This is a genomic window from Caballeronia sp. 11_S32, assembly GCF_056930355.1.
Map to the genome: position 1 here is coordinate 2,019,181 of NZ_JBXOWH010000003.1, position 23,792 is coordinate 2,042,972.

Sequence of the window (23,792 nt, forward strand, 5' to 3'; positions counted from 1 at the left end):
CTTCATCGGCTCGCGCGCGGCGTGTTGCACGCAACCTCCAAGGAGCAGATCGAAACTTAGGCGAACCGGCGATTTCGACAACGAAGCGCGCCACCGGGCGCAAACTGCGGGATCCGTATCGCTTCGAGGGCGTACGAGCAGGATGCGACAGGCGGCGCACGATACACGAACCCGATTCCTTTCGAGGGAACACCATGCCTTTGCCTACCGCCCCGGCCAAGCTCGGCCATCTCCTTCCGGCTGAAGAATACAAGGCCAAAGCCCGGCCTTCGAAGCAGTCGAAAAAACAAGCCGCGGCGAGCGATGACGACGCGTACGGCGCGGTCGAGACCGTCGCCGCCGAACGTCCCGCGACCAACGCCGCGCACACGCTGCGCTCGATCGCGAGCGACGTGCTGACCCAGATTCCCGCCGAAGCACACGCGGAAGCCGTCGTGCCACCGCCCGCGCCCGGCACCGTGCCCACGCGCGGCCGAAAATCGAAACAGACCGCGGCGCTGCTGCAGCCGGCTTCCGGCGCGCGCGCCACGCCGGACCAGGCCGAAGCCCGCGCGGAGCGCGCCGGCACGCCCGTCGCGCCCGCCCCGGTCGCCGCCACGGAAGCGCGCACGCAGAGCAAACGCCGCAAGAGCGCGGCGGCCGAAACCGAACTGCGCAAGCTTTTCGTGCTCGATACCAACGTGCTGATGCACGATCCGAGTTCGCTCTTCCGCTTCGAGGAGCACGACGTCTATCTGCCGATGATGACGCTGGAGGAACTCGACAATCACAAGAAGGGCATGTCGGAAGTGGCGCGCAACGCGCGTCAGGTGAGCCGCACGCTCGACGCGCTCGTCGCGGACGCGGGCAAGATGACGGAGGGCATTCCGCTCGCGTCGCAAGGCAACCGCGATGCGCTCGGCCGCCTCTACTTCCAGACGACGCTCACCGACATCGAGCCGGTCCAGGGTTTGCCCGTCGGCAAGGCGGACAACCAGATTCTCGGCGTCGTGCGCGCGCTGCAGAAGGAGCGTCCGGACCGCCAGGTCGTGCTGGTGTCGAAAGACATCAACATGCGCATCAAGGCGCACGCGCTCGGCCTGCCCGCCGAAGACTACTTCAACGATCAGGTTCTCGAAGACAAGGACCTGCTCTATTCCGGCGTGCGCGCGCTGCCGCAGGACTTCTGGACCCGGCACGCGAAGGGCATGGAGAGCTGGCAGGACACCAAGACGGGCACGACGTATTACCGCGTGACCGGGCCGCTGTGCCCGTCGATGCTCGTCAACGAGTTCGTCTATCTCGAGCCGCAGAACGGCGAGCCGTCGTTCCACGCGGTCGTGCGCGAGCTGAACGGCAAGACCGCGCTCCTGCAGACGTTGCGCGACTACGGTCATCACAAGAACAACGTGTGGGGCATCACGGCGCGCAACCGCGAGCAGAACTTCGCGCTCAACCTGTTGATGAACCCGGAAGTCGATTTCGTCACGCTGCTCGGTCAGGCTGGCACGGGCAAGACGTTGATGGCGCTCGCCGCAGGCCTCGCGCAAGTGCTGGACGACAAGCGCTACAACGAGATCATCGTGACGCGCGCGACGGTGCCGGTCGGTGAGGATATCGGCTTTCTGCCGGGCACCGAGGAAGAGAAGATGCAGCCGTGGATGGGTGCCTTCGATGACAACCTCGAAGTCCTGCAAAAGACCGACGACGCCGCCGGCGAATGGGGCCGCGCCGCGACGCAGGAGCTGATCCGCTCGCGCCTGAAAGTGAAGAGCATGAACTTCATGCGCGGCCGCACCTTCGTCGACAAGTACGTGATCATCGACGAGGCGCAGAACCTCACGCCGAAGCAGATGAAGACGCTCGTCACGCGCGCGGGCCCGGGCACGAAGATCGTGTGCCTCGGCAATATCGCGCAGATCGACACGCCTTATCTGACCGAAGGCAGCTCGGGCCTCACGTATGTCGTCGATCGTTTCAAGGGCTGGACGCACAGCGGACACGTGACGCTCGCGCGCGGCGAGCGTTCGCGTCTCGCCGACTACGCGTCCGACATTCTGTAAGCGCGCGGCATTCGTCGCGATGAGCGGCCCGGCGGAGCAATCCACCGGGCCGCTTTATTTTGTCTGAACGTTCCGCCGCTGCAACACTTACGGCACAAACTTCATGTAAATCCTCAAGACATCTTGCTGCACGCCCGTTCGGCGGATTAGTATCGGCACACTGCCCTTTCTGGCGCGTTTTCGCTCGCCTATTGCAATGCGTCGAATCTGGTTGCTGCTTCTCGTTGCCGTGCTGCTCGCCGCGTGTGGAACCGCGCCGCAGCAGACGGCGCGCAAGCCCGCCGCCAGCACGAACGCCAACCGCGCCTACAAGCCGCCGCCCGGCTTCCCGAATTTCGTCGATCACAGCGTCGGGCGCGAGGAAATCTCCATTCAGGCGATGTCGCTCGTCGGCGTGCCGTACCGCTGGGGCGGCAATACGCCGGACGCAGGATTCGATTGCAGCGGGCTCGTGCGCTATGTCGTCGATCGCGCGGCGTCGGTCAATCTGCCGCGCACGACGGCGGAGATGAGTTCGCGCGGCGATTCCGTCGAGCCGGACGAGATCGCAACGGGCGATCTCGTCTTCTTCAACACGACCGGGCGGCCGCATTCCCACGTGGGCATCTACGTCGGCAAATTGCGCTTCGTGAACGCGCCGTCGACAGGCGGCACCGTGCGGCTCGACTATCTGACGAATCCCTATTGGGCGAAGCGCTTCGACGGCATCCGGCGCGTTGCGGCGCCGAAGGCAGCGCCGACGCCGTTCGATGCGCCGACATACATGGCATCGCCGGCGCAGACGCCCGCCCCGGCGCCAGCCTATGCGCGGCAAGCGGCGCCCGCGACGGCGAACGCTGACGCCTTCGAGCCGCCGCCCTCGTCCCTGAACGCAGCGCAGCGTCAGGCGCAGGCTGCGGGCGCGACCGCGCCTTCCGTCGCGACGATCAACGCTTCGTCCGATCCGATCCAGGCCGCCGCCGACGCCTTCGAGCCCCCGCCACCAACCTCGCGCGCCGCGCGTCAGCAAGCACGCGCGGCCGAGGCCACGGCGGAAGCCGTCGATTCCACCGAGCCGCCCGTGCGCGTGATGCGCGCGTCCACTGGCTCGCTCGCCGCGCCGCGCCCCGCTCAAAGCGACGATCCCATCGCGCGCTTCGCCACCGGCAGCAACTGACGCGCGTTGTGCGTCTCTGCTATCGTGTTCCGATCATCTTCATCGGAGCGCGGCATCATGGACTTGGGACTCGCGGGCAAGGTCGTCCTGATCACGGGCGGCAGCAAGGGAATCGGATTTGCATGCGCGAAGGCGTTCGCGAGCGAAGGCGCGAAAGTCGCGATCGTCTCGCGCGATGCCGCGAATCTCGCCCGTGCCCGCGAGCAGCTGGCGAGCGCCGGTCATCACGTCCATCTCGCCCGCGCCGATCTGCATGAGGCACACAGCGCCGAAGATGTCGTCGAGGAAGCGAGCGCCGCGCTCGGACCGATCGATATTCTCATCAACAGCGCCGGCGCCGCGCGCCGCTACGATCCGGATACGCTCGACGCCGCCGCCTACAAGGCCGCGATGGACGCCAAGTATTTCTCCTATGTCTATCCGCAGCAGGTCGTGCTGAGGCGCATGGCCGAGCGCCTGCGCAACGATCCGCAGGCCGAGCCTGGCGCGATCGTCAATATCGTCGGGATGGGCGGAAAAATCGCGACGGACATCCACATCGCGGGCGGCGCGGCCAATGCGGCGCTGATGCTCAACACCGTCGGGCTCGCCCATCACTATGCGAAGCTCGGCATCCGCATCAACGCGATCAATCCGGGCGCGACGCTGACCGAACGTGTAGAGGAAGCGCTCGAACTCGAAGCGAAACGCCAGGGCGTCACGCGCGATCAGGTGCTCGCCGATAGCCAGTCCAAGGTGCCGCTCGGGCGCTACGCGAAGCCGGAGGAAATCGCCGACGTGGCGCTCTTTCTGGCCAGCCGCCGCGCGAGTTACGTGTCGGGCGCGATCATTCCGATGGACGGAGTGTCGTCGCCGATCATCTGAAGCGCTTCGGCCCCGAAAGCGCTCGGAGCCGAAGGCAAGGTAGAACGCTTACAGGAAGCGGTGGCCGACCCACCAGCCCGCCGCCGCGAGCGCCGCGGACGCGGGAATGGTCAGAATCCACGCCCACACGATATTGCCCGCGACACCCCAGCGCACGGCGCTGAACTTCTGCGTCGCGCCGACGCCGACGATCGCGCCGGTGATCGTATGCGTCGTGGACACGGGAATGCCGAGGAACGACGCCATGAAGAGCGTGAGCGCCCCGCCCGTCTCCGCGCAGAATCCGCCGACGGGCTTGAGCTTCGTGATCTTCTGCCCCATGGTGCGCACGATGCGCCAGCCGCCGAACAGCGTGCCGAGGCCCATCGAGAGATAGCACAGGCCGATCACCCAGATCGGCGGCGCCTCTGACGTCACGGATGAATAGCCGGTCGCGATCAGCAGCATCCAGATGATGCCGATGGTCTTCTGCGCGTCGTTGCCGCCGTGGCCGAGCGAATACAGGCCGGCGGACACGAGCTGCAGGCGGCGGAAACGCCGGTCGACCTTCGAAGGCGGCGTGCGGAAATACAGCCACGACACGAGCAGCATGAAGAACGAGCCGAGCACGAAGCCGAGCAGCGGCGAAATGAAGATGAACGCGACCGTCTTGAGCAGGCCGTCCCAGTTCAGCGAAGCCCAGCCCGACTTGGCGAGCGCCGCGCCGACGAGACCGCCGATGAGCGCATGCGACGAGCTCGACGGAATACCGTAGATCCACGTAACGATGTTCCAGCCGATCGCCCCCACGAGCGCGCCGAAGATGACGTAGTGATCGACGATTTCCGGATCGATCGTGCCCTTGCCGACGGTCGCGGCCACCTTCAGGTGGAAGATGAAATACGCGATGACGTTGAACGCAGCGGCGAACGCGACTGCCTGCTGCGGCTTGAGCACGCCGGTCGAGACGACCGTCGCGATGGAGTTGGCGGCGTCGTGAAAGCCGTTCATGAAGTCGAACGCGAGTGCGACTATGACGAGCAAGGCGACTGCCCAGATGGCAAGTTGAATCGAATGCATCGGTTGGTGTTTTTTTGACCGGTCTGGAAATGCGCTGCCGGTTTTTCGTGCGGGCGCGCTGGCCTGCCGCGCGCCGCGGGTTCGGACTACTTGATCAGGCGTTTTCCAGCACAATGCCTTCGATGATGTTCGCGACGTCCTCGCACTTGTCGGTGATCGTCTCGAGAAGCTCGTAGATGGCCTTCAGCTTGATGAGCGTCTTCACGTCGTCTTCCTCGCGGAAGAGCTTCGACATCGCCGAGCGCAGCACACGGTCGGCATCCGACTCGAGGCGGTCGATTTCCTCGCAGATCTTCAGGATCTCGCTCGCGCGCTTCATGTCGGCCAGCAATTCGACGGCCTGCTGCACGCGCGTGACCGTGCTCGTGCAGATATGTGCGAGCTGGCTCGCCTCGGACGTCACGGAGCGTACGTCATACAACGAAATAGCGGTGGCGACGTCCTCCATCAGGTCGAGGATGTCGTCCATCGTGGTGATGAGCTTGTGGATTTCGTCGCGGTCGAGCGGCGTGATGAACGTCTTGTGCAGCAGATCGATGGTCTCGTGCGTGAGCTTGTCGGCGCGCTTTTCGTTCGCCTGCACGTTCTGCTTGTGGACCTCGGCTTCGTCGAGGTTGTCGATCAGGAGTTCGAGCTCGCGGCTGGCATCGACCATGCACTTCGCGTGCGCGTTGAAGATCTCGAAGAATTTGCCCTCGGTGGGCATGAAACGACCGAACATGAAATTCCCGTTAAATGGGTCAGTTTTGAGACGGACATCAAACTGACATATTGTACCTGCGCACACTACCCCGCGCACCGCGCGTGCCTGACGCGCGGTGCGCGGGTGTCGCGACAAATTGACAGTGGATGCAGTGGAGCGCTTATTCGCCGCCGTAGAAGTTCTGCGCGCCGGCGAAGTTGTCGAACTTCGTGTATTGGCCGTGGAAGGTCAGTCGTACCGGGCCGATCGGACCATTACGCTGCTTGCCGATGATGATCTCGGCGGTGCCTTTGTCGGGGCTGTCGGGGTTGTAGACTTCGTCGCGGTAGATGAAAAGAATGACGTCCGCGTCCTGCTCGATTGCGCCCGATTCGCGCAGATCCGACATGATCGGGCGCTTGTTCGGCCGCTGCTCGAGACCGCGGTTCAGCTGCGACAGCGCGATCACCGGCACGTCGAGCTCCTTCGCGAGACTCTTGAGCGAACGCGAGATTTCGGAGATTTCGGTCGCGCGGTTTTCGCCGCCGCCCGAGCCGCTCATCAGCTGCAAATAATCGACGATGATCAGACCGAGCTTGCCGCATTGCCGCGACAGACGGCGCGCGCGCGAGCGCAGTTCCATCGGGTTCAGGCCGCCGGTTTCGTCGATGAAAAGCTGCGCCTCGCTCATTTTCTGCACGGCGTGCGTGAGCTTCGGCCAGTCTTCGTCGGTGAGCCGCCCGGTGCGCATGCGATGCTGGTCGAGGCGGCCGACCGAGCCGAGCATACGCATGGTCAGTTGCGTCCCCGGCATTTCCATCGAGAACACCGCGACCGGCAAGCCGTATTCCACCGCGACGTATTCACCGATGTTCATCGAAAACGCGGTCTTACCCATCGACGGACGGCCCGCCACGATGATCAGTTCGCCGCCGTGCATGCCAGACGTCATGCGATCGAGATCGACGAAGCCTGTCGGCGTGCCGGTGACGTCGCTCGGATTGGCCGTGTGATAAAGCGTGTCGATGCGCTCGACGACCTGCGTCAGCAGCGGCCCGATTTCGAGAAAGCCCTGCGTGCCGCGCGAGCCTTCCTCGGCGATCGAGAAGACGCGCGCCTCGGCTTCGTCGAGGATCTGGCGGACTTCCTTGCCTTGCGGATTGAAGGCGTCGGCGGAGATTTCATCCGCGACCGAAACCAGGCGGCGCAGCACCGCGCGATCGCGCACGATTTCGGCATAACGGCGGATATTCGCCGCGCTCGGCGTGTTTTGCGCGAGCGCGTTCAGATACGCGAGCCCGCCCACTTCCTCGGCCTTGCCGGCCATCGTGAGCGCTTCGTAGACGGTGATCACGTCCGCCGGGCGCGTCGCCGCGATCAGCTTGCCTACGTGCTCGTAGATGATGCGGTGGTCGTAGCGATAAAAATCGCCCTGATGCATGACATCGGCGATGCGGTCCCATGCGGCATTGTCCAGCAGCAGGCCGCCGATCACGGATTGCTCGGCTTCGATCGAGTGCGGCGGGACCTTCAGCGCGTCGAGTTGCGGGTCTTTGGACGGAGCGTTCATGGGGTGGAATTATCGAACAATGGCCGTGCGTGGACAATAAAAAATGGCAGGAGCCATGAAGCTCCTGCCATTTTCATACTGCTCGCGAGGCGCGAAGCCTCGCCTGAAACTTACGCGTGCTCGCCGAGCACCGACACCGTGACGTCGACCAGCACGTCCGTGTGCAGCGCCACTTGAACCGGATGGTCGCCGACCATCTTGATCGGGCCGTGCGGCAGACGCACTTGCGCCTTTTCCACTTCCGCGAAGCCTTGCTTCTTCAGCGCTTCAGCGATGTCCGCGTTCGTGACCGAACCGAACAGACGGCCGTCGACGCCGGCCTTCTGGCCGATCTGAACCGTGAAACCGCTCAGCTTTTCGCCTTGAGCCTGTGCTGCTGCCAGCTTTTCAGCGGCGATCTTTTCGAGTTCGGCGCGGCGAACTTCGAATTCGGCGATTGCATCCTTCGTCGCGCGGCGAGCCTTCTTGCCGGGGATCAGGAAGTTACGTGCGTAGCCGTCCTTGACCTTGACGATATCGCCGAGGTTGCCCAGGTTGACGACCTTTTCCAAAAGAATGATTTGCATTTTTGGCTTTCCTTAGTGCGTCGTCTGATTAGGCCTTGTGCAGGTCGGTGTACGGCAGGAGCGCGAGGAAACGCGCGCGCTTGATTGCCGTGTCGAGCTGGCGCTGATAGTGCGCCTTCGTGCCAGTCAGACGAGCCGGCGTGATCTTGCCGTTTTCGCCGATGAAGTCCTTCAGCGTTTCCGTGTCCTTGTAGTCGATGTACTCGACGCCGGCTGCCGTGAAACGGCAGAACTTCTTGCGCTTGAAGAGCGGGTTTTGTTGCTGACGACGCTTGTCGAATTTCTTACCAGTCGGGCGGGGCATGATTAGTCCTTTCCAATGTCCTGCAATTCTGTGATGTGAAACACCAGGGTTCGCGCGTTACGGCTTTTCTTCGCCAGAAAGCCGGTGAAGCGTGTTTCGACGCCCATCGGACAGCTTTCCAGCTTGCCGCTCGCTTCGCCGGCCGCTACCGCCTGCATGGTCAGCTCGATCTTTCGGGCAATGCCCGCTTCGACGACTTCCGCTGCGTGTTGCAACGTGACGCTTGCGATCGGGATGCCGGCGGGCGTGTACCGCACCGGTTCGCGTTCCACGACGCTTGCTGTCAGTTGCAGCCGGTTCACTTAAAGTGTTCGATCCTGGTGGCTTGACAGTTCGAAACTGTCCTTAAGCCTGCGCTTCGGACGGCTGGCTAGCCGCCTTCTTGGCTTCTTCGCGCTGCACTTCCTTCATCATCGGCGACGGGCCGGTTTCGGCCTTCTTCATCTTGACGATGAGGTGACGCAGCACGGCGTCGTTGAACTTGAATGCGTGCTCCAGCTCTTCGAGCGTGGCTTGATCGCATTCGATGTTCATGCAGACGTAGTGAGCCTTCGCGAGTTTCTCGATCATGTAGGCCAGTTGGCGGCGGCCCCAGTCCTCGATGCGGTGGATCTGGCCACCGTGCGACGTGATCGTGCCCTTGTAGCGCTCGATCATCGCGGGCACTTGCTCGCTCTGATCGGGGTGCACGATAAATACGATTTCGTAATGACGCATATTCACTCCTTGTGCTGACTTGTGGATTGAAGCCACCCGGGCGTCGGACCGGTGCGGCAAGTGAGAAGCCAAAGATTATAGCTTGATGGCTCCGCTCACGCAAATGCAATTTCGAGCGTCTTTTCAAGCAGTTAGCGCCCGAGGGCAGGCTCCTGCTGTGGCTCTCCCGGAAGCGTGAGCGGGCGGCTCCAGTAACCTGGCTGCGCGTAGATTTCCTTAAGATAATCAATGAAGTAGCGCACGCGAGCGGGAACGTAGCGCTGCTGCGGATACACGGCCAGAATGTCGTAATCGGGCAGTTCGAAGTCGTCGAGGACGGTTTCCAGCTCGCCCGATTCCAGTTGCCGCTGGATTTCCCATGTCGAGCGCCAGCCGAGTCCGAGCCCTTCCGACGCCCAGCGGTGCAGCAATTCGCCGTCGTTGCAATCGAGATTGCCCGTGACGCGCACCGTCACGACTTTCCCGTTGCGCCGGAAATACCAGCCGCGGTTCTGGCCGCCCTGGAGATTGAACGCGAGGCAGTTGTGATTCGGCAGATCTTCCAGTGTTTTCGGCCGGCCGTGCTTCCTGAAGTACGCCGGCGTGCCGCACACGACGCGCCGGTTGCTCGCGAGCTTCACCGCGACGAAGTTCGGATCGACCGTTCCGCCGATGCGAATCGACAGGTCGTAACCCTCGCGCACCAGATCGACGACGCGATCGGTCAGATTGAAGGACACCTGCAATTCGGGCTTGTCGCGCACGAACGGCGGCGCGTGCGGCGCCACATGCATGCGTCCGAACGCCGCCGGCGCCGACACGATCAGATGTCCGCCCACCGCCCGCCGCCCCGCTGTGAGTTCGTTTTCCGCCTGATCCCACTCCGAGAGCAGATTCTTGCAGCGCTCGAGAAACGCCGCGCCCTCTTCGCTGACGACCAGCCTGCGCGTGGAGCGATACATCAGCTTCACGCCCAGCCGCTTTTCGAGCGCGTCGATGCGCCGCCCGAGAATCACGGGCGACACGCCCTCCTCCAGCGCCGCCGCGGCCAGGCTGCCCGCCTCGGCCACGCGCACGAAGGTTTCTATCTGCTTGAAGCGGTCCATCTCGTGTCTCCGGATGCGCGCTGGCCGCAAAGCCGCGCGACATCGTCATTCCATACTTTTTGTTCGGGAAAAAGCGACTCCAGCTGATCTTATCAAACCTTTTTCACAGAATTAAAGTGCAACGGAACCCTGCATGAATGCAGACAGAATTTTCGGATAGAGACCCCAGGAAGGAGACAACCATGCCCAAGATGAGAGCCGTCGACGCAGCCGTCCTCGTGCTGGAAAAAGAAGGAATCGATACCGCGTTCGGCGTGCCGGGCGCGGCCATCAACCCGTTCTACTCGGCGATGAAGAAGTCGGGCGGCATCAGCCACGTGCTCGCGCGCCACGTCGAAGGCGCATCGCACATGGCGGAAGGTTATACCCGCGCAGCGCCCGGCAACATCGGCGTTTGCATCGGCACGTCGGGCCCGGCGGGCACGGACATGATCACCGGGCTGTATTCGGCTCAGGCCGACTCCATCCCCATTCTCGCGATCACCGGCCAGGCGCCGCGTGCGCGCCTGTACAAGGAAGATTTCCAGGCCGTCGATATCGAATCGATCGCCAAGCCCGTCACGAAGTGGGCCGTCACGGTGCGCGAGCCGGCGCTCGTGCCGCGCGTGTTCCAGCAGGCGTTCCATCTGATGCGCTCGGGCCGTCCGGGTCCGGTGCTGGTCGATCTGCCGATCGACGTGCAGCTCGCCGAAATCGAATTCGACATCGACACGTATGAGCCGCTGCCGGTCTACAAGCCGAAGGCGACGCGCGCGCAGATCGAAAAGGCGCTGACGATGCTGAACGTCGCCGAAAAGCCGCTGATCGTCTCGGGCGGCGGCGTCCTCAACGCGGCGGCGGAAAACCTGCTCGTCGAATTCGCGGAAACGCTGGGCGTACCCGTCATTCCGACGCTGATGTCCTGGGGCGCGATACCCGACGATCACCCGCTGATGGCCGGCATGGTCGGCCTGCAGACGTCGCACCGCTACGGCAACGCGACGATGCTCGCCTCCGATTTCGTGCTCGGCATCGGCAACCGCTGGGCGAATCGCCATACGGGCAGCGTCGAGGTTTACACCAAGGGCCGTAAGTTCGTGCACGTGGATATCGAGCCGACGCAGATCGGCCGCGTGTTCGGACCGGACCTCGGCATCGTGTCGGACGCGAAGGCCGCGCTCGAACTGTTCGTCGAAGTGGCGAAGGAATGGAAGGCCGCGGGCAAGCTGAAGGACCGCAGCGCATGGGTCACCGACTGCCAGCAGCGCAAGCGCACCATGCTGCGCAAGACGCACTTCGACAACGTGCCGATGAAGCCGCAGCGCGTCTACGAAGAGATGAACCTCGCGTTCGACCGCGACACCTGCTTCGTGACGACGATCGGTCTGTCGCAGATCGCGGGCGCGCAGTTCCTGCACGTGTTCAAGGCGCGCAACTGGATCAACTGCGGCCAGGCCGGCCCGCTCGGCTGGACGATCCCCGCCGCGCTCGGCGTGCGTGCGGCCGATCCGTCGCGCAAGATCGTCGCGCTCTCGGGCGATTATGACTTCCAGTTCATGATCGAAGAGCTCGCCGTGGGCGCGCAGTTCAAGCTGCCGTACGTGCATGTGGTCGTGAACAACTCGTACCTCGGGCTGATCCGTCAGGCGCAGCGCGGCTTCGACATGGACTACTGCGTGCAGCTCGCGTTCGACAACATCAACGCGCCCGAGCTCGAAGGTTATGGCGTGGATCACGTCGCGGTGGCCGAAGGTCTCGGCTGCAAGGCGCTGCGCGTGCACAAGCCGGAAGACATCGCGCCTGCATTGAAGCAAGCGCAAGCCCTGGCCGCCGAACATCAGGTGCCGGTGGTCGTCGAGATGATTCTCGAGCGCGTGACCAACATCGCGATGGGCACCGAGATCGACGCGATCAACGAGTTCGAAGAACTCGCCGAAACGAAGGCCGACGCGCCGACCGCGATCACGCCGCTGGACTGAGCATCGCCGCCGCGCGTTCTATCGACCGGATGCGCGGCGCCCCTCCACTGACCGACCATCAGGAAAGAACAATGCCGAAATTTGCCGCGAATTTGACCATGCTGTTCAACGAAGTTCCGTTCCTCGACCGCTTCGCGGCGGCGGCGAACGCGGGCTTCAAGGCGGTCGAGTTCCTGTTCCCTTACGCGTTCTCGATCAGCGATATCCAGACGCGCCTGAAGGACAACGACTTGCGGATCGTGCTGCACAACCTGCCCGCGGGCAACTGGGAAGCGGGCGAGCGCGGCATCGCCTGCTTGCCGGATCGCGTCGCGGAGTTCCGCGAAGGCGTACCGCGCGCGATCGAATACGCGAAGGCGCTGAACGTGCCGCAACTGAACTGCCTCGTCGGCATTCCGACGGCGGGCGTATCGGCGGATCAGGCGCGCGCGACCATCGTCGAGAACCTGCGTTTTGCAGCGGAAGCGCTCAAGAAGGAAGGCATCAGGCTGCTCGTCGAGCCGTGCAACGCGTACGACATTCCGGGTTTCGCGCTGAACCGCTCGAAGGAAGGTCTGGACGTAATTCAGGCGGTCGGCTCGGACAACCTGTTCCTGCAGTACGACATCTATCACATGCAGCGCATGGAAGGCGAGCTCGCCGCGACGATCAAAAAGAACCTGTCGAAGATCGCGCACATTCAGCTCGCCGACAACCCCGGCCGCAACGAACCGGGCACGGGCGAAATCAACTACCCGTTCCTGTTCAGGCTGCTCGACGAGATCGGCTATCAAGGCTGGATCGGCTGCGAGTACAAGCCGCTCAACGGCACCGAAGCGGGCCTCGGCTGGCTGCAAAGCATTGGCGGAATGAAGGCGCACGCCGCCGCTTAAATCTGACACATAGGAGGAGCTCGAAGTATGGCAACGATCGGTTTCATCGGCCTCGGCATCATGGGCGCGCACATGGCGCGCAATCTCATCAAGGGCGGCCACTCGCTCGTCGTGAACGGCAAGTATCCGGTGCCGGACGATATCCGGGCGCAAACGAAGGTCGTCGAGGATTCGAGCGCGGTTGCGCAGGCGAGCGAGATCGTCATCACGATGGTGCCCGACACGCCCGATGTCGCCAATGTGCTGTTTGCCGATGACGGCGTCGCGAATGGTCTCACGAAGGGCAAGCTCGTCATCGACATGAGCTCGATCGCGCCGCTCGAGACGCAGGAGTTCGCGAAGAAGATCAACGCGCTCGGCTGCGACTATCTCGACGCGCCGGTGTCGGGCGGCGAAGTGGGCGCCCGCGAAGCGACGCTCACGATCATGGTCGGCGGCCCGGAGAAGTCGTTCAACATCGCCAAGCCGCTATTCGAACTGATGGGCAAGAACATCTCGCTCATCGGCGACAACGGCGCGGGCCAGACCTGCAAGGTCGCGAACCAGATCATCGTCGCGCTGAACATCGAGGCCGTGGCCGAAGCGCTGCTCTTCGCGGCACGCTCGGGCGCGGACCCCGAGCGCGTGCGCAAAGCGCTGATGGGCGGCTTCGCATCGTCGCGCATACTCGAAGTGCATGGCGAGCGCATGACGAAGCGCACCTTCAATCCGGGCTTCCGCATCGAACTGCATCAGAAGGACCTGAACCTCGCGCTCGACGGCGCGCGCAAGATGGGCCTCGCCCTGCCCCATACCGCGAGCGCGCAGCAGCTCTTCAGCGTGTGCGCGGCGAATGGCGGCAAGGCGTGGGATCACTCGGCGCTCGTGCGCGCGCTCGAGATCATGTCGAACTTCCAGGTGGCGGACGAGCCGCAGCAAGCCAAGGCTGCTTGAGCAGGCTGCAATGAGCTCGCCCAACACCTGAACCGTGGGGCGTCCCGCGTATGGGCACGCGGGACAAATGTCGCTCTGGGCTGAGGGCGGCAAGTGGGGTCCGAGAGCGGCACCCGGCGGTGCGCCGGGTAAGCCTTGGTCGGTCAGACGGTTTGTCGTCGGGTGTCCGCGTCGGATTGTTGCAAACTGCGTCCTATCCCTGATGCATGAGGGATGCTACAAATCCTTTTGTTGAAACTCAGAACTATCTGGTAGCGATCGCGACTAATGTGCCTAGACTTCGCGGGCCGTATCAACATCGTCAATCAAGGAGTTGAACAATGGGTATCCTCAGCTTTATCAAGGAAGCAGGCGAAAAACTCTTCGGCGCAGCCACGCCGAGCGCGCAGGCGGCTCCCGCTGCCGCGCCCGTGGATGTCGCCGCGCTGAACCAGAAAGCAGGCGAAGCCATCGCGACGTACATCCGCTCGCAAGGTCTCAACGCCGACAATCTCGACGTGAAATATGACGGCGCATCGCATACGGTGACCGTGTCGGGCCAGGCGCCGGATCAGGCCACGAAGGAAAAGATCCTCGTCGCCGCGGGCAATGTGCAGCACGTCGACAAGGTGGACGATCAGCTGACCGTGCCGAACGCCGAGCCGGAGTCGCAGTATTACACCGTGGTGTCGGGCGACAATCTCTGGAAGATCGCCGAGAAATATTACGGCAATGGCTCGAAGAACGATCTGATCTTCGAGGCGAACAAGCCGATGCTGAAGAGCCCGGACAAAATCTATCCGGGACAGGTGCTGCGCATTCCTGCGGCCGCCTGATACCTCTCGTAGCCTGCATGAAGAAAACGCGAACCCTGGTTCGCGTTTTTTCTTTTCAGTAGGCGTCGAAGATGCGTTGCAGATCTTTCGCGCCCGCCGATAGCGCGAGCAGCAGAAGCACACGCGCCTTGTACGGATTGAGCGTTCCCGCGCTGACGGTGCCGAGCGCGTCGTCGTTGGCCGCGCCGTTGCGCATCACGTGACCCGAGCCCACGCGCGACGCGCGCACCACCGCGACGCCCTGCTTCACCGCATCGGCGAGCGCCTGCGTGAGCGTCGCGTGCATCGAGCCGTTGCCCGTGCCGGCGACCACGATACCCTTCACGCCCGCCGCGACGAGCGCATCGACCATCACGCGCGATGCATCCGCGTAGCTCGCGACGATCTCGACCATCGGCCATTGATCGCTGACCGCGAATTCGCTCGCGGCGGTATGCGGCCGCACGACCGTGCGCTGAAACTCCACGCGTCCGTCCTGCACGAAGCCGAGCGCGCCGGCTTCGGGCGAACGGAACGCATCGACCGCGTAAGTGCTTGTCTTGGTGACATCGCGCGCGCTGTGGATCTGATTGTTGAACGCGACGAGCACGCCCTTGCCTGACGCGTCCTTCGACGCCGCGACCGTCACCGCATTGAGCAGATTCAACGGACCATCGGCGGAAAGCGCGGTCGATGGCCGCATTGCCGCCGTCAGCACGACGGGCTTCGCGCTCTTCACCGTGAGATGCAGCAGGTACGCGGTTTCCTCGAGCGTATCGGTGCCGTGCGTGACGACGACGCCATCGATATCGTCCTGCGCGAGCAATGCGTCGATGCGGCGGCTGAGCGCGGTCCACAGCGCGGCGCTCATGTCCTTGCTGTCGATGCTCGCGATCTGCTCTGCGTGAATGCGCGCGACGGAGCCGAGCGCGGGCACCGCGTCGAGCAATTTGTCGACGCCGACGACGCCCGCCTTGTAGCCCGCCGTCTTCGATGCATCGCCCGCCTGTCCGGCAATGGTGCCGCCCGTTGCGAGCACGGCGATGCGAGGTAGAGAGGATGTGTTCATGCCGGCGATTGTAAATCAGCCGGCACGCGATTCACGTTGGATTCACGCGTGCAATCACGCCGCTTCGCGAAGCTGGGCCGCGATCTGCGCTTCGTCGAGCTGCGGCGCGAACATTTCGATCAGCCGGTACGCATAGGCGCGCAGGAACGCGCCCTTTCGCAAGCCCACACGCGTCGTGCTCGCTTCGAACAGATGCTGCGTGTCGAGCGCCACGAGCTCGGTGTCGCGCTTCGCGTCGTACGCCATCGCCGCGACGATGCCAATGCCCATGCCGAGCTCCACATACGTCTTGATAACGTCGGCATCGATCGCGGTCAGCACGATATCGGGCATCGCGCCCGCGCTCGCGAACGCCTGGTCCACGTGCGAGCGGCCGGTGAAGTCCTGGTCATAGGTGACGATCGGATATTCGGCGATCTGTTCCAGCGTGATGCGCTCGCGCCCGACGAGCGGATGATCCTTCGGCACCACGACCGTGTGATGCCACGAATAGCACGGGAACGTGACGATGTCGGGATAACGGTCGAGCGCTTCCGTCGAAATGCCGATATCCGCCTCGCCGTTGATGATCATCTGCGCGATCTGCTGCGGGCTGCCCTGGCGCAGCGCGAGATGCACCTTCGGGAACACCTCCGTGAACTGGCGGATAACCTTGGGCAGCGCGTAACGCGCCTGCGTGTGCGTCGTGGCGACGACGAGATGGCCGTTGTCCTGATCCGCGAACTGGCGCGCGACGCGCCGCAGGTTCTCGGCGTCGAGCAGCATGCGCTCGATCAGCTGATGCACTTCCTTGCCCGGCTCCGTGAGCCCGGTGAGGCGCTTGCCGCGGCGGATGAAGATATCGACGCCGAGCTCGTCCTCGAGATCCTTGATCTGCTTCGACACGCCCGACTGCGACGTATAGAGCACATTGGCGACCTCGGTCAGATTCATGTTCTGACGCACGGCCTCGCGCACGAAGCGCAATTGCTGGAAATTCATGTGTACCTCTCTCGTGATGCTTTTATGTTGTTATGTCATTGCGCCGGAAACACGCGCAGCGCGCGCGGCACGGCGGTCACGCCATCGCCAATGTCGAGCTTGAGCGCGCGCCATGCCTCGCGATCCAGTTCCGCCTCGATCACGCCGCCCGCGCTGCCTTCGAGCTCCACGCGCACCGAGCCGCCCAGCGTCACGACGCGCCGCACGCCAACCACGATGCCGTCGCGATGCGCGCCATCCGCCGGATACAGCGCGATGTCATGCGGGCGCACATACGCGAGCGCGCGGCCGCTGAAATGCGCAACGGTGGCGATCGGGCTCGCGGCGCCATCGGCGATGAAGCCGGTCGCGTCGACCTTGCCCTGCAGCCGGTTCGCTGCGCCGAGAAACTCGTAGACGAACGACGTCTGCGGATGATCGTACACGTCTTGCGGGCTGCCCACCTGCTCCACCCGCCCGTGATTCATCACGACGATGCGGTCCGCCACTTCGAGCGCCTCTTCCTGGTCGTGCGTGACGAAGAGCGTCGAGATATGCAGATCGTCGTGCAGGCGGCGCAGCCAGCTGCGCAATTCCTTGCGCACCTTGGCGTCGAGCGCGCCGAACGGCTCGTCGAGCAGCAGCACTTTCGGCTCGACGGCGAGCGCCCGCGCCAGCGCGATGCGCTGCCGCTGTCCGCCCGAAAGCTCCGACGGAAAGCGTTCAGCGAGCCAGTCGAGCTGCACGAGTTTCAGCAACTCATGCACCTTCTCGCGGATCTTGGCTTCGCTCGGACGTTCGCGGCGCGGCTTCACGCGCAGGCCGAACGCGACGTTCTCGAACACGGTCATGTGGCGGAAGAGCGCGTAGTGCTGGAACACGAAGCCGACCTGCCGCTCGCGCGCGCCGACGTCCGCGACGTCTTCGCCGTGCAGCACGACCTGGCCCGCATCGGCGAATTCGAGGCCCGCGATCACGCGCAGGAGCGTGGTCTTGCCGCAGCCGGAAGGCCCGAGCAGCGCGACGAGTTCACCCGCCGGAAAATCGAGCGTGACGTTGTCGAGCGCGGTGAAATCGCCGAAGCGCTTTTGCAGATTGCGAACAATGATGCTCATGATGTTATCGGCCTCTCAATTCTGTGCGGTGGCTTTGGCTTCGGTGACGGCTTGCGACATGCGCCGCTCCGCGAGGAGCTTCAGCCCGAGCGTCACGAGCGCGAGCAGCGCAAGCAGCGACGCCACCGCGAACGCGGCCGAGAAGTTGTATTCGTTGTAGAGAATTTCGACGTGCAGCGGCATCGTGTCGGTCTGGCCGCGGATATGACCCGACACCACCGACACCGCGCCGAACTCGCCCATCGCGCGCGCGTTGCAGAGGATCACGCCATAGAGCAGACCCCACTTCACGTTGGGCAGCGTCACGCGCCGGAAGATCTGCCAGCCCGATGCGCCGAGCACGTGCGCGGCTTCCTCTTCGTCGTTGCCTTGCGCCTGCATCAGCGGGATCAGCTCGCGCGCGACGAACGGGAACGTGACGAAGATCGTCGCGAGCACGATGCCGGGCACCGCGAAGATGATCTGCACGTCGCGCGCGGCGAGCCACGGGCCGAACCAGCCTTGCGCACCGAACATCAGCACGTAGATGAGGCCCGAGATCACCGGCGACACGGAGAACGGCAAGTCGATGAGCGTGGTCAGCAACGCCTTGCCGCGGAAGTCGAATTTCGCGATGGCCCACGATGCGGCAAGCCCGAACACGACATTCAGCGGCACGGCGATCGCCGCGGTGATGAGCGTGAGCTTGATCGCGGACCACGCGTCGGGATCCTTCAGCGACTCGAAGTAATAATCGACGCCCTTTGCGAATGCCTGCACGAACACCGCGACGAGCGGCACGACGAGGAAGAACGCGAGGAACGCGAGCGCGATGCCGGTCAGCACCCAGCGCACGGCGCGCGGCTCGGTGACGGGATTGAGGCTATGCGTTTCGCGCGAAGTCGCCGTTTGCAACGGAAGAACCTTGCTCATGCCGTTTCTCCCGCAGCCAGCGCTACATTGACGGGCGCAGCACCGGTCTTGCTCGTGCGGCGCTGAAGGAACCACTGCAACGTGTTGATGAGCAGCAGCATCAGGAACGATACGCACAGCATCACGACCGCGAGCGCCGTCGCGCCGGCATAGTCGTATTGCTCCAGCTTGGTGATGATGAGCAGAGACGTGATCTCGGACTTCATCGGCACGTTACCCGCGATGAAGATGACCGAGCCGTATTCGCCGAGCGCGCGCGCGAACGCGAGCGCGAAGCCGGTCAGGAGCGCGGGAAAGAGCGACGGCAGCACGACGCGGCGAAACGTGAGCCAGCGCGTGGCGCCCAGGCACGCGGCGGCTTCTTCCTGTTCGCGCTCGAAGTCTTCGAGCACCGGCTGCACCGTGCGCACGACGAACGGCAAGCCGATGAACGTCAACGCGACGAGCACGCCGAGCGGCGTGAACGCGACCTTGATGCCGAAGACCGCGAGATACTGCCCGATCCAGCCGTTGCTCGCATAGACGGCCGCGAGCGAGATGCCTGCCACGGAAGTCGGCAGCGCGAACGGCAAATCGACGATCGCATCGACGATGCGCTTGAACGGGAACGTGTAGCGCACGAGCACCCACGCGACGAGAAAGCCGAACACCGCGTTGATGAGCGCGCCGCCGAGCGCCGCGCCGAACGTGAGCCGGTACGACGCGAGCACCCGCGGCGAGCTCACCGCGCGTACGAACTGCGCCCAGTCGAGCGTCGCGGTCTTCGCGAAGGTCGCGGCGAGCGGAATCAGCACCACGAGGCTTAAGTACGCCACCGTGATGCCGAGCGTCAGGCCGAACCCGGGAAGCGCGCTCGGCTTCTTGAATGTGAGGGTCGTCATCCTTGATTCATCCTTGTGTGCGCGCCGGGGTCGGGCGCGCATTGCCTCGGGCGCGCGGCGTCATTGGTGCGCCGCGTCGCCCGCTTCTTCTGCTTATTGCGGTTGATAGATCGAATCGAACACGCCGCCGTCCGCGAAATGCGTCTTCTGCGCCTTGGTCCAGCCGCCGAACGTGTCGTCGATGGTGTAGAGCTTCAGCTTCGGAAACTGCTTCGTGAGTTCAGCGGGCACCTTGTCCGAGCGCGGCCGATAGAAATTGCGCGCGGCGATCTGCTGGCCTTCGTCGCTGTACAGATACTTGAGATACGCGTCGGCGAGCTTGCGCGTGCCGTGCTTGTCGACGACCTTGTCCACCACCGCGACCGGCGGCTCCGCGAGAATGCTCACCGACGGCACCACGATCTCGAACTTGTCCGGACCGAATTCCTTCAGCGACAGGAACGCCTCGTTTTCCCACGCGATCAGCACGTCGCCCTGCCCGCGCTGCACGAAGCTCGTCGTCGCGCCGCGCGCGCCGGAATCGAGCACCCCGGCGTTTTTGTAGAGCTTCGTCACGAAATCCTTCGCGGTCTGCTCGTTGCCGCCCGGCTTGTGCTGCGCGTACGCCCACGCCGCGAGGTAGTTCCAGCGCGCGCCGCCTGAAGTCTTCGGGTTCGGCGTGACGATCGACACGCCCGGCTTCGTCAGATCGTCCCAGTCCTTGATGTGCTTCGGGTTGCCCTTGCGCACGAGGAACACGATCGTCGACGTGTACGGCGATGCGTTGTCCGGAAGACGCTTCTGCCAGTCCGCGCCGACGAGACCCTTGTTCGCGAGCGCGTCGATGTCGTAAGCGAGCGCGAGGGTCACGACATCGGCCTGGAGGCCGTCCAGCACCGCGCGCGCCTGTCCGCCCGAGCCGCCGTGCGACTGCTTGAAGGTCACGGTCTCGCCGGTGTCCGCCTTCCACTTCTTCGCGAACGCCTGATTGAAATCCTGGTACAGCTCGCGGGTCGGGTCGTAGGAGACGTTCAGAAACGACGTCTGCGCAACCGCGTGCGCGGTCATGCCGGTGCTCGCCGCCGTCAGCGCCGCCGCCGCGAACAGGCGCCGCGCCCCCTTGCCCAATCCCAGTCTGATGCTTTGCATTCCCCGCTCTCCGTCTTATCGAATTGACGGAATCAGTCTATCGAGGCGTCTATATGATTAGAAATAATCGTTCTTCACTTTTTTATACGTAAAGCTGCTAAGAACGATATTCCCTGATGGAAGAAGCGCAAGTCAGCCTGGAACGGGCGTTCGGAAGCCCGCCGAGCGCGAACTTAAAGTAAAGCTTGAAAAGCCGGAAATACTGTATAAAAATACAGTCACCTGTCCATTCATACAGTGCACCAGGGGCCCGAGCCAGTGACCAAAACATCAAAACTTACCGCGCGGCAGCAGCAGGTGTTCGAACTCATCCAGCGCGCGATCGACCGCACCGGCTTTCCGCCGACACGCGCCGAGATCGCGGCGGAGCTCGGTTTCAGTTCGGCGAACTCGGCTGAGGAGCATCTGCGGGCGTTGGCGCGCAAGGGCGTGATCGAACTGGCGGCGGGCTCGTCGCGCGGCATCCGGCTGCTCGGCGATGCATCGCGCATCGATCGCTCGGAGGAATTGCCGCATCAGTTGACTCTGCCGCATCCGACCATCATGCAGCTTTCGCTGCCTTTGGTCGGTCGTGTCGCGGCGGGTAGCCCGATCCTCGCGCAAGAGCACATCTCACAGCATTACGCGTGCGATCCCGCGCTCTTCTCCAGCAAGCCGGACTATCTGCTCAAAGTGCGCGGCCTGTCGATGCGTGACGCCGGCATTCTCGACGGTGACCTGCTCGCGGTGCAAAAGCGCAGCGAAGCGAAGGACGGGCAGATCGTGGTCGCGCGCCTCGGCGACGACGTCACGGTGAAGCGCTGGAAGCGCCGTCCGGACGGCGTCGAACTGATCGCCGAGAACCCTGACTATGAAAACATTTTCGTGCGCTCCGGCAGCAGCGATTTCGCGCTCGAAGGCATCGCAGTGGGATTGATCCGCTCGGGCGAGTTCTGACGGTCCGGGCTCGCGCATCGGCAACATGGCGACACGGCGGAGGCCGAAAATAAATCCGGTCTTCAAGATTTTCGAGACAAAAAATGTCTCGCTGAGCACGCAAAATAGCCTCACCAACAGCAATCGGCATGCAGTCTTCCGGCCGCCGATCGTAAGAAGATAAATATCTCCAAAGGCCACATCCGGCCCCCGCAACCGCGACCAGAGATATTTACGGGTTCATCTAAACAAGCATGACGGCCACCGTTCGCGGTGCGCCGCGGTGCGTCCTATCGTCTGGAGAGTCATCATGGAACGTTTTGCCCGTCTGCTGCCCTTCCGTCAATTCGGCCGTCTGCGCCATCTGCGCTCACTGATCGGTTGTGGCATGCCGCGCGCCGAGACCACGCCCGATCTCTTCGACGACATGCCCGCGCTGCCGTCGCGCCAGCCGGCGTTCGCACGCGTATCGTTGAACAGCGCGGTGCATGCGGAACCCGCGGAGCGGGCGCCGGTGCGCGTCTATCGCGGGCAATCGCGCGTCATTCTGGTGGGCAAGATCGACGAAGTGTCGCGCATGATCGACCGCTGCATCGCCGAGGAAAGCGCGGACCTGGCCGGCGGTACGCTGGCGTAAGGCATCGGCGAGACTTTGCGGCGGCGAATTGAGACCCAGCGCACGAACGACGCGAAGTCCCGGGATATAATCCGCGCCCGCGCGGTCAATCCTTGATTCACGTCCTGCAAGAGAGGCTTTGTCGTCGCATGACCCGCACTACCCGATCCGTCGCCACCGCGCTCGTCGTCCTGATTCTCGTCGCGGCGCTCGGTTTTATATACGCGTCGCCGTACATCGCATTGAATCGTGTGAAGCGCGCGGCCGATGCGCGCGATGCGCAGACCGTCAACCAGTACGTCGATTTCCCCGCGCTGCGTGCAAGCCTCAAGGAACAGGTCGCGGCGCTGCTGACGCGGCGCGTGGATATCCAGAAGAGCGGCAATCCGCTCGCGATCATCGGGGCGATGATCGGCGCGGCGCTCGTCGGTCCTCTGGTCGATTCGTATGCGACACCGGACGGCGTCGCGGCCATTCTGAACGGCATTCCGCCGCGCGGCGTTCCCGGCGAGCGTCCGCCGCAGGCAGGCGATGGCTCCCCGGCCACCCCGGCGAACGCGCCTTCATCCGGCGTCGCGACCGCGCAACAGCCGCCGAGGGAACCGCCGCAGACCACCGCCGGCTACAGAAGCCTGAACACGTTCGTCGTCACGTACCAGCACGGCGCGGGCGACGCGCGCTATTCGGCTATCTTCCATCGCGACGGGCTCGTGTCGTGGAAGCTCGTGGCGGTCGATCTGAACGGTTGACGCGTCAAGCGGCCCCGCGCACGGGGCGCTGCTTCAGACGCTCATGCGCTCACGCCCCGGCTTCGGCCTTGACCGGCTTCGCCGCGTACGCCGCTTCGTCTTCCGCCTCGGCCGATTCACCCGCCTGACACACGGCAACCAGAATGCTGCACTTCACGCGATCGAGCAGCGGCGTGTTGCCCGCGCCCATCCACCAGCGCGCGAGACCGCTGCGGCAACGGTGTCCCACGACGACGAGATCGACCTGAAGACTGTCCGCAAGGGCCGCGATCTCGTCGATCGGATGGCCAAACGCGAAGTGCCCCTGCGCCTGCAGGCCGCGCTCGCGCAGCCAGTCGACGCCCTCCTGCAGAATGTCGCGCGCGGCCTCTTCGAAGCGTCCGCAAGCCATATCGGTTAGCAGTCCGGCGCTCTGCGCAATGCTCGAGCGCATGTCCACCACCGCGAGCACGTGCGTCTCCGCGTTCAGGTCCAGCGCGAGATTGGCGCCCTGACGCAGTGCCTTGCGGCCCTCTCTGGAGCCGTCGTAGCACAGCAGGATTTTTCGATAGCTTTCCATCCTGACCTCCCTGGCCAACTTGCCCTTGAGCGCGACTTGCCCACGGCGTTGCTTCATCATCGTGCGTCGTCCGCTGAGTGACAACGCTGGAAAACGCTAACCGGCGCGAACACGCTAGCTCGCACCGTGCCAGATCCGCGAACACCGCGACGGACAAGCCTCTGGCACATTCGGACGGAACCGGTTCAGCGCGGGTTCAGTGCGCCAGGCACAGGTTTGACACGGGCGCGCGGCTTGCCGTTGCATGCCAAGCGCCGCCTTGGTGCATTGGATTACACTAGCCCGC

General features: G+C 63.8%; 25 protein-coding genes. 10 read left to right on the plus strand and 15 right to left on the minus strand.

Features of this window, described 5'->3' with window-relative positions; translation table 11 throughout:
* The first annotated feature begins 194 nt into the window (after positions 1–194).
* The 3 genes from AC1Z32_RS21025 (at position 195) to AC1Z32_RS21035 (ending at position 4,062) form a co-directional block, all read left to right on the plus strand.
* On the plus strand, positions 195–2,042 hold the full coding sequence (locus AC1Z32_RS21025; RefSeq protein WP_483480400.1) for a PhoH family protein: 1,848 nt from the start codon (positions 195–197) through the stop codon (positions 2,040–2,042).
* 196 nt (positions 2,043–2,238) lie between these two features.
* On the plus strand, positions 2,239–3,198 hold the full coding sequence (locus AC1Z32_RS21030) for a C40 family peptidase (RefSeq protein ID WP_483480401.1): 960 nt from the start codon (positions 2,239–2,241) through the stop codon (positions 3,196–3,198).
* Between the two features lie 57 nt (positions 3,199–3,255).
* Positions 3,256–4,062: an SDR family oxidoreductase gene (locus AC1Z32_RS21035; protein ID WP_483480402.1), complete on the plus strand. Its 807-nt coding sequence runs from the start codon at positions 3,256–3,258 to the stop codon at positions 4,060–4,062.
* Between the two features lie 48 nt (positions 4,063–4,110).
* Here AC1Z32_RS21035 and AC1Z32_RS21040 read toward each other — a convergent pair whose 3' ends face one another.
* From AC1Z32_RS21040 to AC1Z32_RS21075, 8 genes are all read right to left on the minus strand, one after another.
* The gene (locus tag AC1Z32_RS21040; RefSeq protein WP_062604375.1) at positions 4,111–5,121 is read right to left on the minus strand and encodes an inorganic phosphate transporter; all 1,011 of its coding nucleotides are present in this window, start codon (positions 5,119–5,121) and stop codon (positions 4,111–4,113) included.
* A gap of 94 nt (positions 5,122–5,215) precedes the next feature.
* On the minus strand, positions 5,216–5,842 hold the full coding sequence (locus AC1Z32_RS21045; RefSeq protein WP_062604376.1) for a DUF47 domain-containing protein: 627 nt from the start codon (positions 5,840–5,842) through the stop codon (positions 5,216–5,218).
* Positions 5,843–5,984: 142 nt separating this feature from the next.
* Complete coding sequence (locus AC1Z32_RS21050; RefSeq protein ID WP_483480403.1) at positions 5,985–7,373, minus strand: replicative DNA helicase; 1,389 nt, start codon at positions 7,371–7,373, stop codon at positions 5,985–5,987.
* A gap of 110 nt (positions 7,374–7,483) precedes the next feature.
* Complete coding sequence (gene rplI / locus AC1Z32_RS21055) at positions 7,484–7,939, minus strand: 50S ribosomal protein L9 (protein ID WP_483480404.1); 456 nt, start codon at positions 7,937–7,939, stop codon at positions 7,484–7,486.
* 28 nt (positions 7,940–7,967) lie between these two features.
* Positions 7,968–8,243: a 30S ribosomal protein S18 gene (gene rpsR, locus AC1Z32_RS21060; RefSeq protein WP_007000150.1), complete on the minus strand. Its 276-nt coding sequence runs from the start codon at positions 8,241–8,243 to the stop codon at positions 7,968–7,970.
* A gap of 2 nt (positions 8,244–8,245) precedes the next feature.
* Entirely contained in the window at positions 8,246–8,545 is a 300-nt protein-coding gene (priB, locus tag AC1Z32_RS21065; RefSeq protein ID WP_062604379.1) for a primosomal replication protein N, read from the minus strand.
* Between the two features lie 43 nt (positions 8,546–8,588).
* Positions 8,589–8,960: a 30S ribosomal protein S6 gene (gene rpsF / locus AC1Z32_RS21070; protein WP_014191231.1), complete on the minus strand. Its 372-nt coding sequence runs from the start codon at positions 8,958–8,960 to the stop codon at positions 8,589–8,591.
* A 131-nt stretch (positions 8,961–9,091) separates the two neighbouring features.
* Positions 9,092–10,045, minus strand: coding sequence for a substrate binding domain-containing protein (locus AC1Z32_RS21075; protein ID WP_483480405.1), 954 nt, complete (start codon positions 10,043–10,045; stop codon positions 9,092–9,094).
* A 182-nt stretch (positions 10,046–10,227) separates the two neighbouring features.
* On the opposite strand from AC1Z32_RS21075, the gene gcl reads away from it, so the two are divergent.
* The 4 genes from gcl to lysM all read left to right on the plus strand — a co-directional run bounded on the left by gcl (position 10,228) and on the right by lysM (position 14,623).
* Positions 10,228–12,003 (plus strand): glyoxylate carboligase, encoded by a 1,776-nt coding sequence (gene gcl, locus AC1Z32_RS21080; protein WP_483480406.1) that lies wholly within the window; start codon positions 10,228–10,230, stop codon positions 12,001–12,003.
* A 71-nt stretch (positions 12,004–12,074) separates the two neighbouring features.
* Complete coding sequence (gene hyi / locus AC1Z32_RS21085; protein ID WP_483480407.1) at positions 12,075–12,875, plus strand: hydroxypyruvate isomerase; 801 nt, start codon at positions 12,075–12,077, stop codon at positions 12,873–12,875.
* Between the two features lie 27 nt (positions 12,876–12,902).
* Positions 12,903–13,808 (plus strand): 2-hydroxy-3-oxopropionate reductase, encoded by a 906-nt coding sequence (locus AC1Z32_RS21090; protein WP_483480408.1) that lies wholly within the window; start codon positions 12,903–12,905, stop codon positions 13,806–13,808.
* 320 nt (positions 13,809–14,128) lie between these two features.
* Complete coding sequence (lysM, locus tag AC1Z32_RS21095; protein ID WP_483480409.1) at positions 14,129–14,623, plus strand: peptidoglycan-binding protein LysM; 495 nt, start codon at positions 14,129–14,131, stop codon at positions 14,621–14,623.
* Positions 14,624–14,678: 55 nt separating this feature from the next.
* Here the strand turns inward: lysM and AC1Z32_RS21100 are convergent, their stop codons facing one another.
* From AC1Z32_RS21100 to AC1Z32_RS21125, 6 genes are all read right to left on the minus strand, one after another.
* A complete protein-coding gene (locus tag AC1Z32_RS21100; RefSeq protein WP_483480410.1) occupies positions 14,679–15,671 on the minus strand; it encodes an asparaginase in 993 nt (330 codons plus the stop codon).
* Between the two features lie 54 nt (positions 15,672–15,725).
* Complete coding sequence (locus tag AC1Z32_RS21105; RefSeq protein WP_483480411.1) at positions 15,726–16,652, minus strand: CysB family HTH-type transcriptional regulator; 927 nt, start codon at positions 16,650–16,652, stop codon at positions 15,726–15,728.
* A gap of 35 nt (positions 16,653–16,687) precedes the next feature.
* A complete protein-coding gene (locus AC1Z32_RS21110) occupies positions 16,688–17,746 on the minus strand; it encodes a sulfate/molybdate ABC transporter ATP-binding protein (protein WP_483480412.1) in 1,059 nt (352 codons plus the stop codon).
* Between the two features lie 15 nt (positions 17,747–17,761).
* Complete coding sequence (cysW, locus tag AC1Z32_RS21115; protein ID WP_483480413.1) at positions 17,762–18,658, minus strand: sulfate ABC transporter permease subunit CysW; 897 nt, start codon at positions 18,656–18,658, stop codon at positions 17,762–17,764.
* A complete protein-coding gene (gene cysT / locus AC1Z32_RS21120; protein ID WP_483480414.1) occupies positions 18,655–19,539 on the minus strand; it encodes a sulfate ABC transporter permease subunit CysT in 885 nt (294 codons plus the stop codon). Before cysT ends, cysW begins: the two co-directional genes overlap by 4 nt.
* Before the next feature lie 93 nt (positions 19,540–19,632).
* Positions 19,633–20,667, minus strand: coding sequence for a sulfate ABC transporter substrate-binding protein (locus tag AC1Z32_RS21125; protein WP_483480415.1), 1,035 nt, complete (start codon positions 20,665–20,667; stop codon positions 19,633–19,635).
* Positions 20,668–20,925: 258 nt separating this feature from the next.
* On the opposite strand from AC1Z32_RS21125, the gene lexA reads away from it, so the two are divergent.
* The 3 genes from lexA (at position 20,926) to AC1Z32_RS21140 (ending at position 22,947) form a co-directional block, all read left to right on the plus strand.
* The gene (lexA, locus tag AC1Z32_RS21130; protein ID WP_483480416.1) at positions 20,926–21,603 is read left to right on the plus strand and encodes a transcriptional repressor LexA; all 678 of its coding nucleotides are present in this window, start codon (positions 20,926–20,928) and stop codon (positions 21,601–21,603) included.
* 289 nt (positions 21,604–21,892) lie between these two features.
* Positions 21,893–22,219 (plus strand): hypothetical protein, encoded by a 327-nt coding sequence (locus AC1Z32_RS21135; RefSeq protein ID WP_483480417.1) that lies wholly within the window; start codon positions 21,893–21,895, stop codon positions 22,217–22,219.
* 128 nt (positions 22,220–22,347) lie between these two features.
* Positions 22,348–22,947, plus strand: coding sequence for a DUF2939 domain-containing protein (locus AC1Z32_RS21140; RefSeq protein ID WP_483480418.1), 600 nt, complete (start codon positions 22,348–22,350; stop codon positions 22,945–22,947).
* A 49-nt stretch (positions 22,948–22,996) separates the two neighbouring features.
* On the opposite strand, the gene AC1Z32_RS21145 is transcribed toward AC1Z32_RS21140, so the two are convergent.
* The gene (locus tag AC1Z32_RS21145; RefSeq protein ID WP_062604394.1) at positions 22,997–23,506 is read right to left on the minus strand and encodes a universal stress protein; all 510 of its coding nucleotides are present in this window, start codon (positions 23,504–23,506) and stop codon (positions 22,997–22,999) included.
* Positions 23,507–23,792: the final 286 nt, after the last annotated feature.

Excerpts from the sequence above, each read along its gene's own strand:
- AC1Z32_RS21135 (WP_483480417.1), top strand. The coding sequence starts at position 21,893 with ATGGAACGTTTTGCCCGTCTGCTGCCCTTCCGTCAATTCGGCCGTCTG.
- AC1Z32_RS21040 (WP_062604375.1), bottom strand. The coding sequence starts at position 5,121 with ATGCATTCGATTCAACTTGCCATCTGGGCAGTCGCCTTGCTCGTCATA.
- hyi (WP_483480407.1), top strand. The coding sequence starts at position 12,075 with ATGCCGAAATTTGCCGCGAATTTGACCATGCTGTTCAACGAAGTTCCG.
- AC1Z32_RS21045 (WP_062604376.1), bottom strand. The coding sequence starts at position 5,842 with ATGTTCGGTCGTTTCATGCCCACCGAGGGCAAATTCTTCGAGATCTTC.
- AC1Z32_RS21050 (WP_483480403.1), bottom strand. The coding sequence starts at position 7,373 with ATGAACGCTCCGTCCAAAGACCCGCAACTCGACGCGCTGAAGGTCCCG.
- rplI (WP_483480404.1), bottom strand. The coding sequence starts at position 7,939 with ATGCAAATCATTCTTTTGGAAAAGGTCGTCAACCTGGGCAACCTCGGC.
- AC1Z32_RS21090 (WP_483480408.1), top strand. The coding sequence starts at position 12,903 with ATGGCAACGATCGGTTTCATCGGCCTCGGCATCATGGGCGCGCACATG.
- AC1Z32_RS21110 (WP_483480412.1), bottom strand. The coding sequence starts at position 17,746 with ATGAGCATCATTGTTCGCAATCTGCAAAAGCGCTTCGGCGATTTCACC.
- AC1Z32_RS21145 (WP_062604394.1), bottom strand. The coding sequence starts at position 23,506 with ATGGAAAGCTATCGAAAAATCCTGCTGTGCTACGACGGCTCCAGAGAG.
- rpsR (WP_007000150.1), bottom strand. The coding sequence starts at position 8,243 with ATGCCCCGCCCGACTGGTAAGAAATTCGACAAGCGTCGTCAGCAACAA.
- AC1Z32_RS21140 (WP_483480418.1), top strand. The coding sequence starts at position 22,348 with ATGACCCGCACTACCCGATCCGTCGCCACCGCGCTCGTCGTCCTGATT.
- gcl (WP_483480406.1), top strand. The coding sequence starts at position 10,228 with ATGCCCAAGATGAGAGCCGTCGACGCAGCCGTCCTCGTGCTGGAAAAA.
- rpsF (WP_014191231.1), bottom strand. The coding sequence starts at position 8,960 with ATGCGTCATTACGAAATCGTATTTATCGTGCACCCCGATCAGAGCGAG.
- AC1Z32_RS21035 (WP_483480402.1), top strand. The coding sequence starts at position 3,256 with ATGGACTTGGGACTCGCGGGCAAGGTCGTCCTGATCACGGGCGGCAGC.
- AC1Z32_RS21125 (WP_483480415.1), bottom strand. The coding sequence starts at position 20,667 with ATGCAAAGCATCAGACTGGGATTGGGCAAGGGGGCGCGGCGCCTGTTC.
- AC1Z32_RS21100 (WP_483480410.1), bottom strand. The coding sequence starts at position 15,671 with ATGAACACATCCTCTCTACCTCGCATCGCCGTGCTCGCAACGGGCGGC.
- cysW (WP_483480413.1), bottom strand. The coding sequence starts at position 18,658 with ATGAGCAAGGTTCTTCCGTTGCAAACGGCGACTTCGCGCGAAACGCAT.
- AC1Z32_RS21030 (WP_483480401.1), top strand. The coding sequence starts at position 2,239 with ATGCGTCGAATCTGGTTGCTGCTTCTCGTTGCCGTGCTGCTCGCCGCG.
- lysM (WP_483480409.1), top strand. The coding sequence starts at position 14,129 with ATGGGTATCCTCAGCTTTATCAAGGAAGCAGGCGAAAAACTCTTCGGC.
- cysT (WP_483480414.1), bottom strand. The coding sequence starts at position 19,539 with ATGACGACCCTCACATTCAAGAAGCCGAGCGCGCTTCCCGGGTTCGGC.
- AC1Z32_RS21025 (WP_483480400.1), top strand. The coding sequence starts at position 195 with ATGCCTTTGCCTACCGCCCCGGCCAAGCTCGGCCATCTCCTTCCGGCT.
- AC1Z32_RS21105 (WP_483480411.1), bottom strand. The coding sequence starts at position 16,652 with ATGAATTTCCAGCAATTGCGCTTCGTGCGCGAGGCCGTGCGTCAGAAC.
- AC1Z32_RS21075 (WP_483480405.1), bottom strand. The coding sequence starts at position 10,045 with ATGGACCGCTTCAAGCAGATAGAAACCTTCGTGCGCGTGGCCGAGGCG.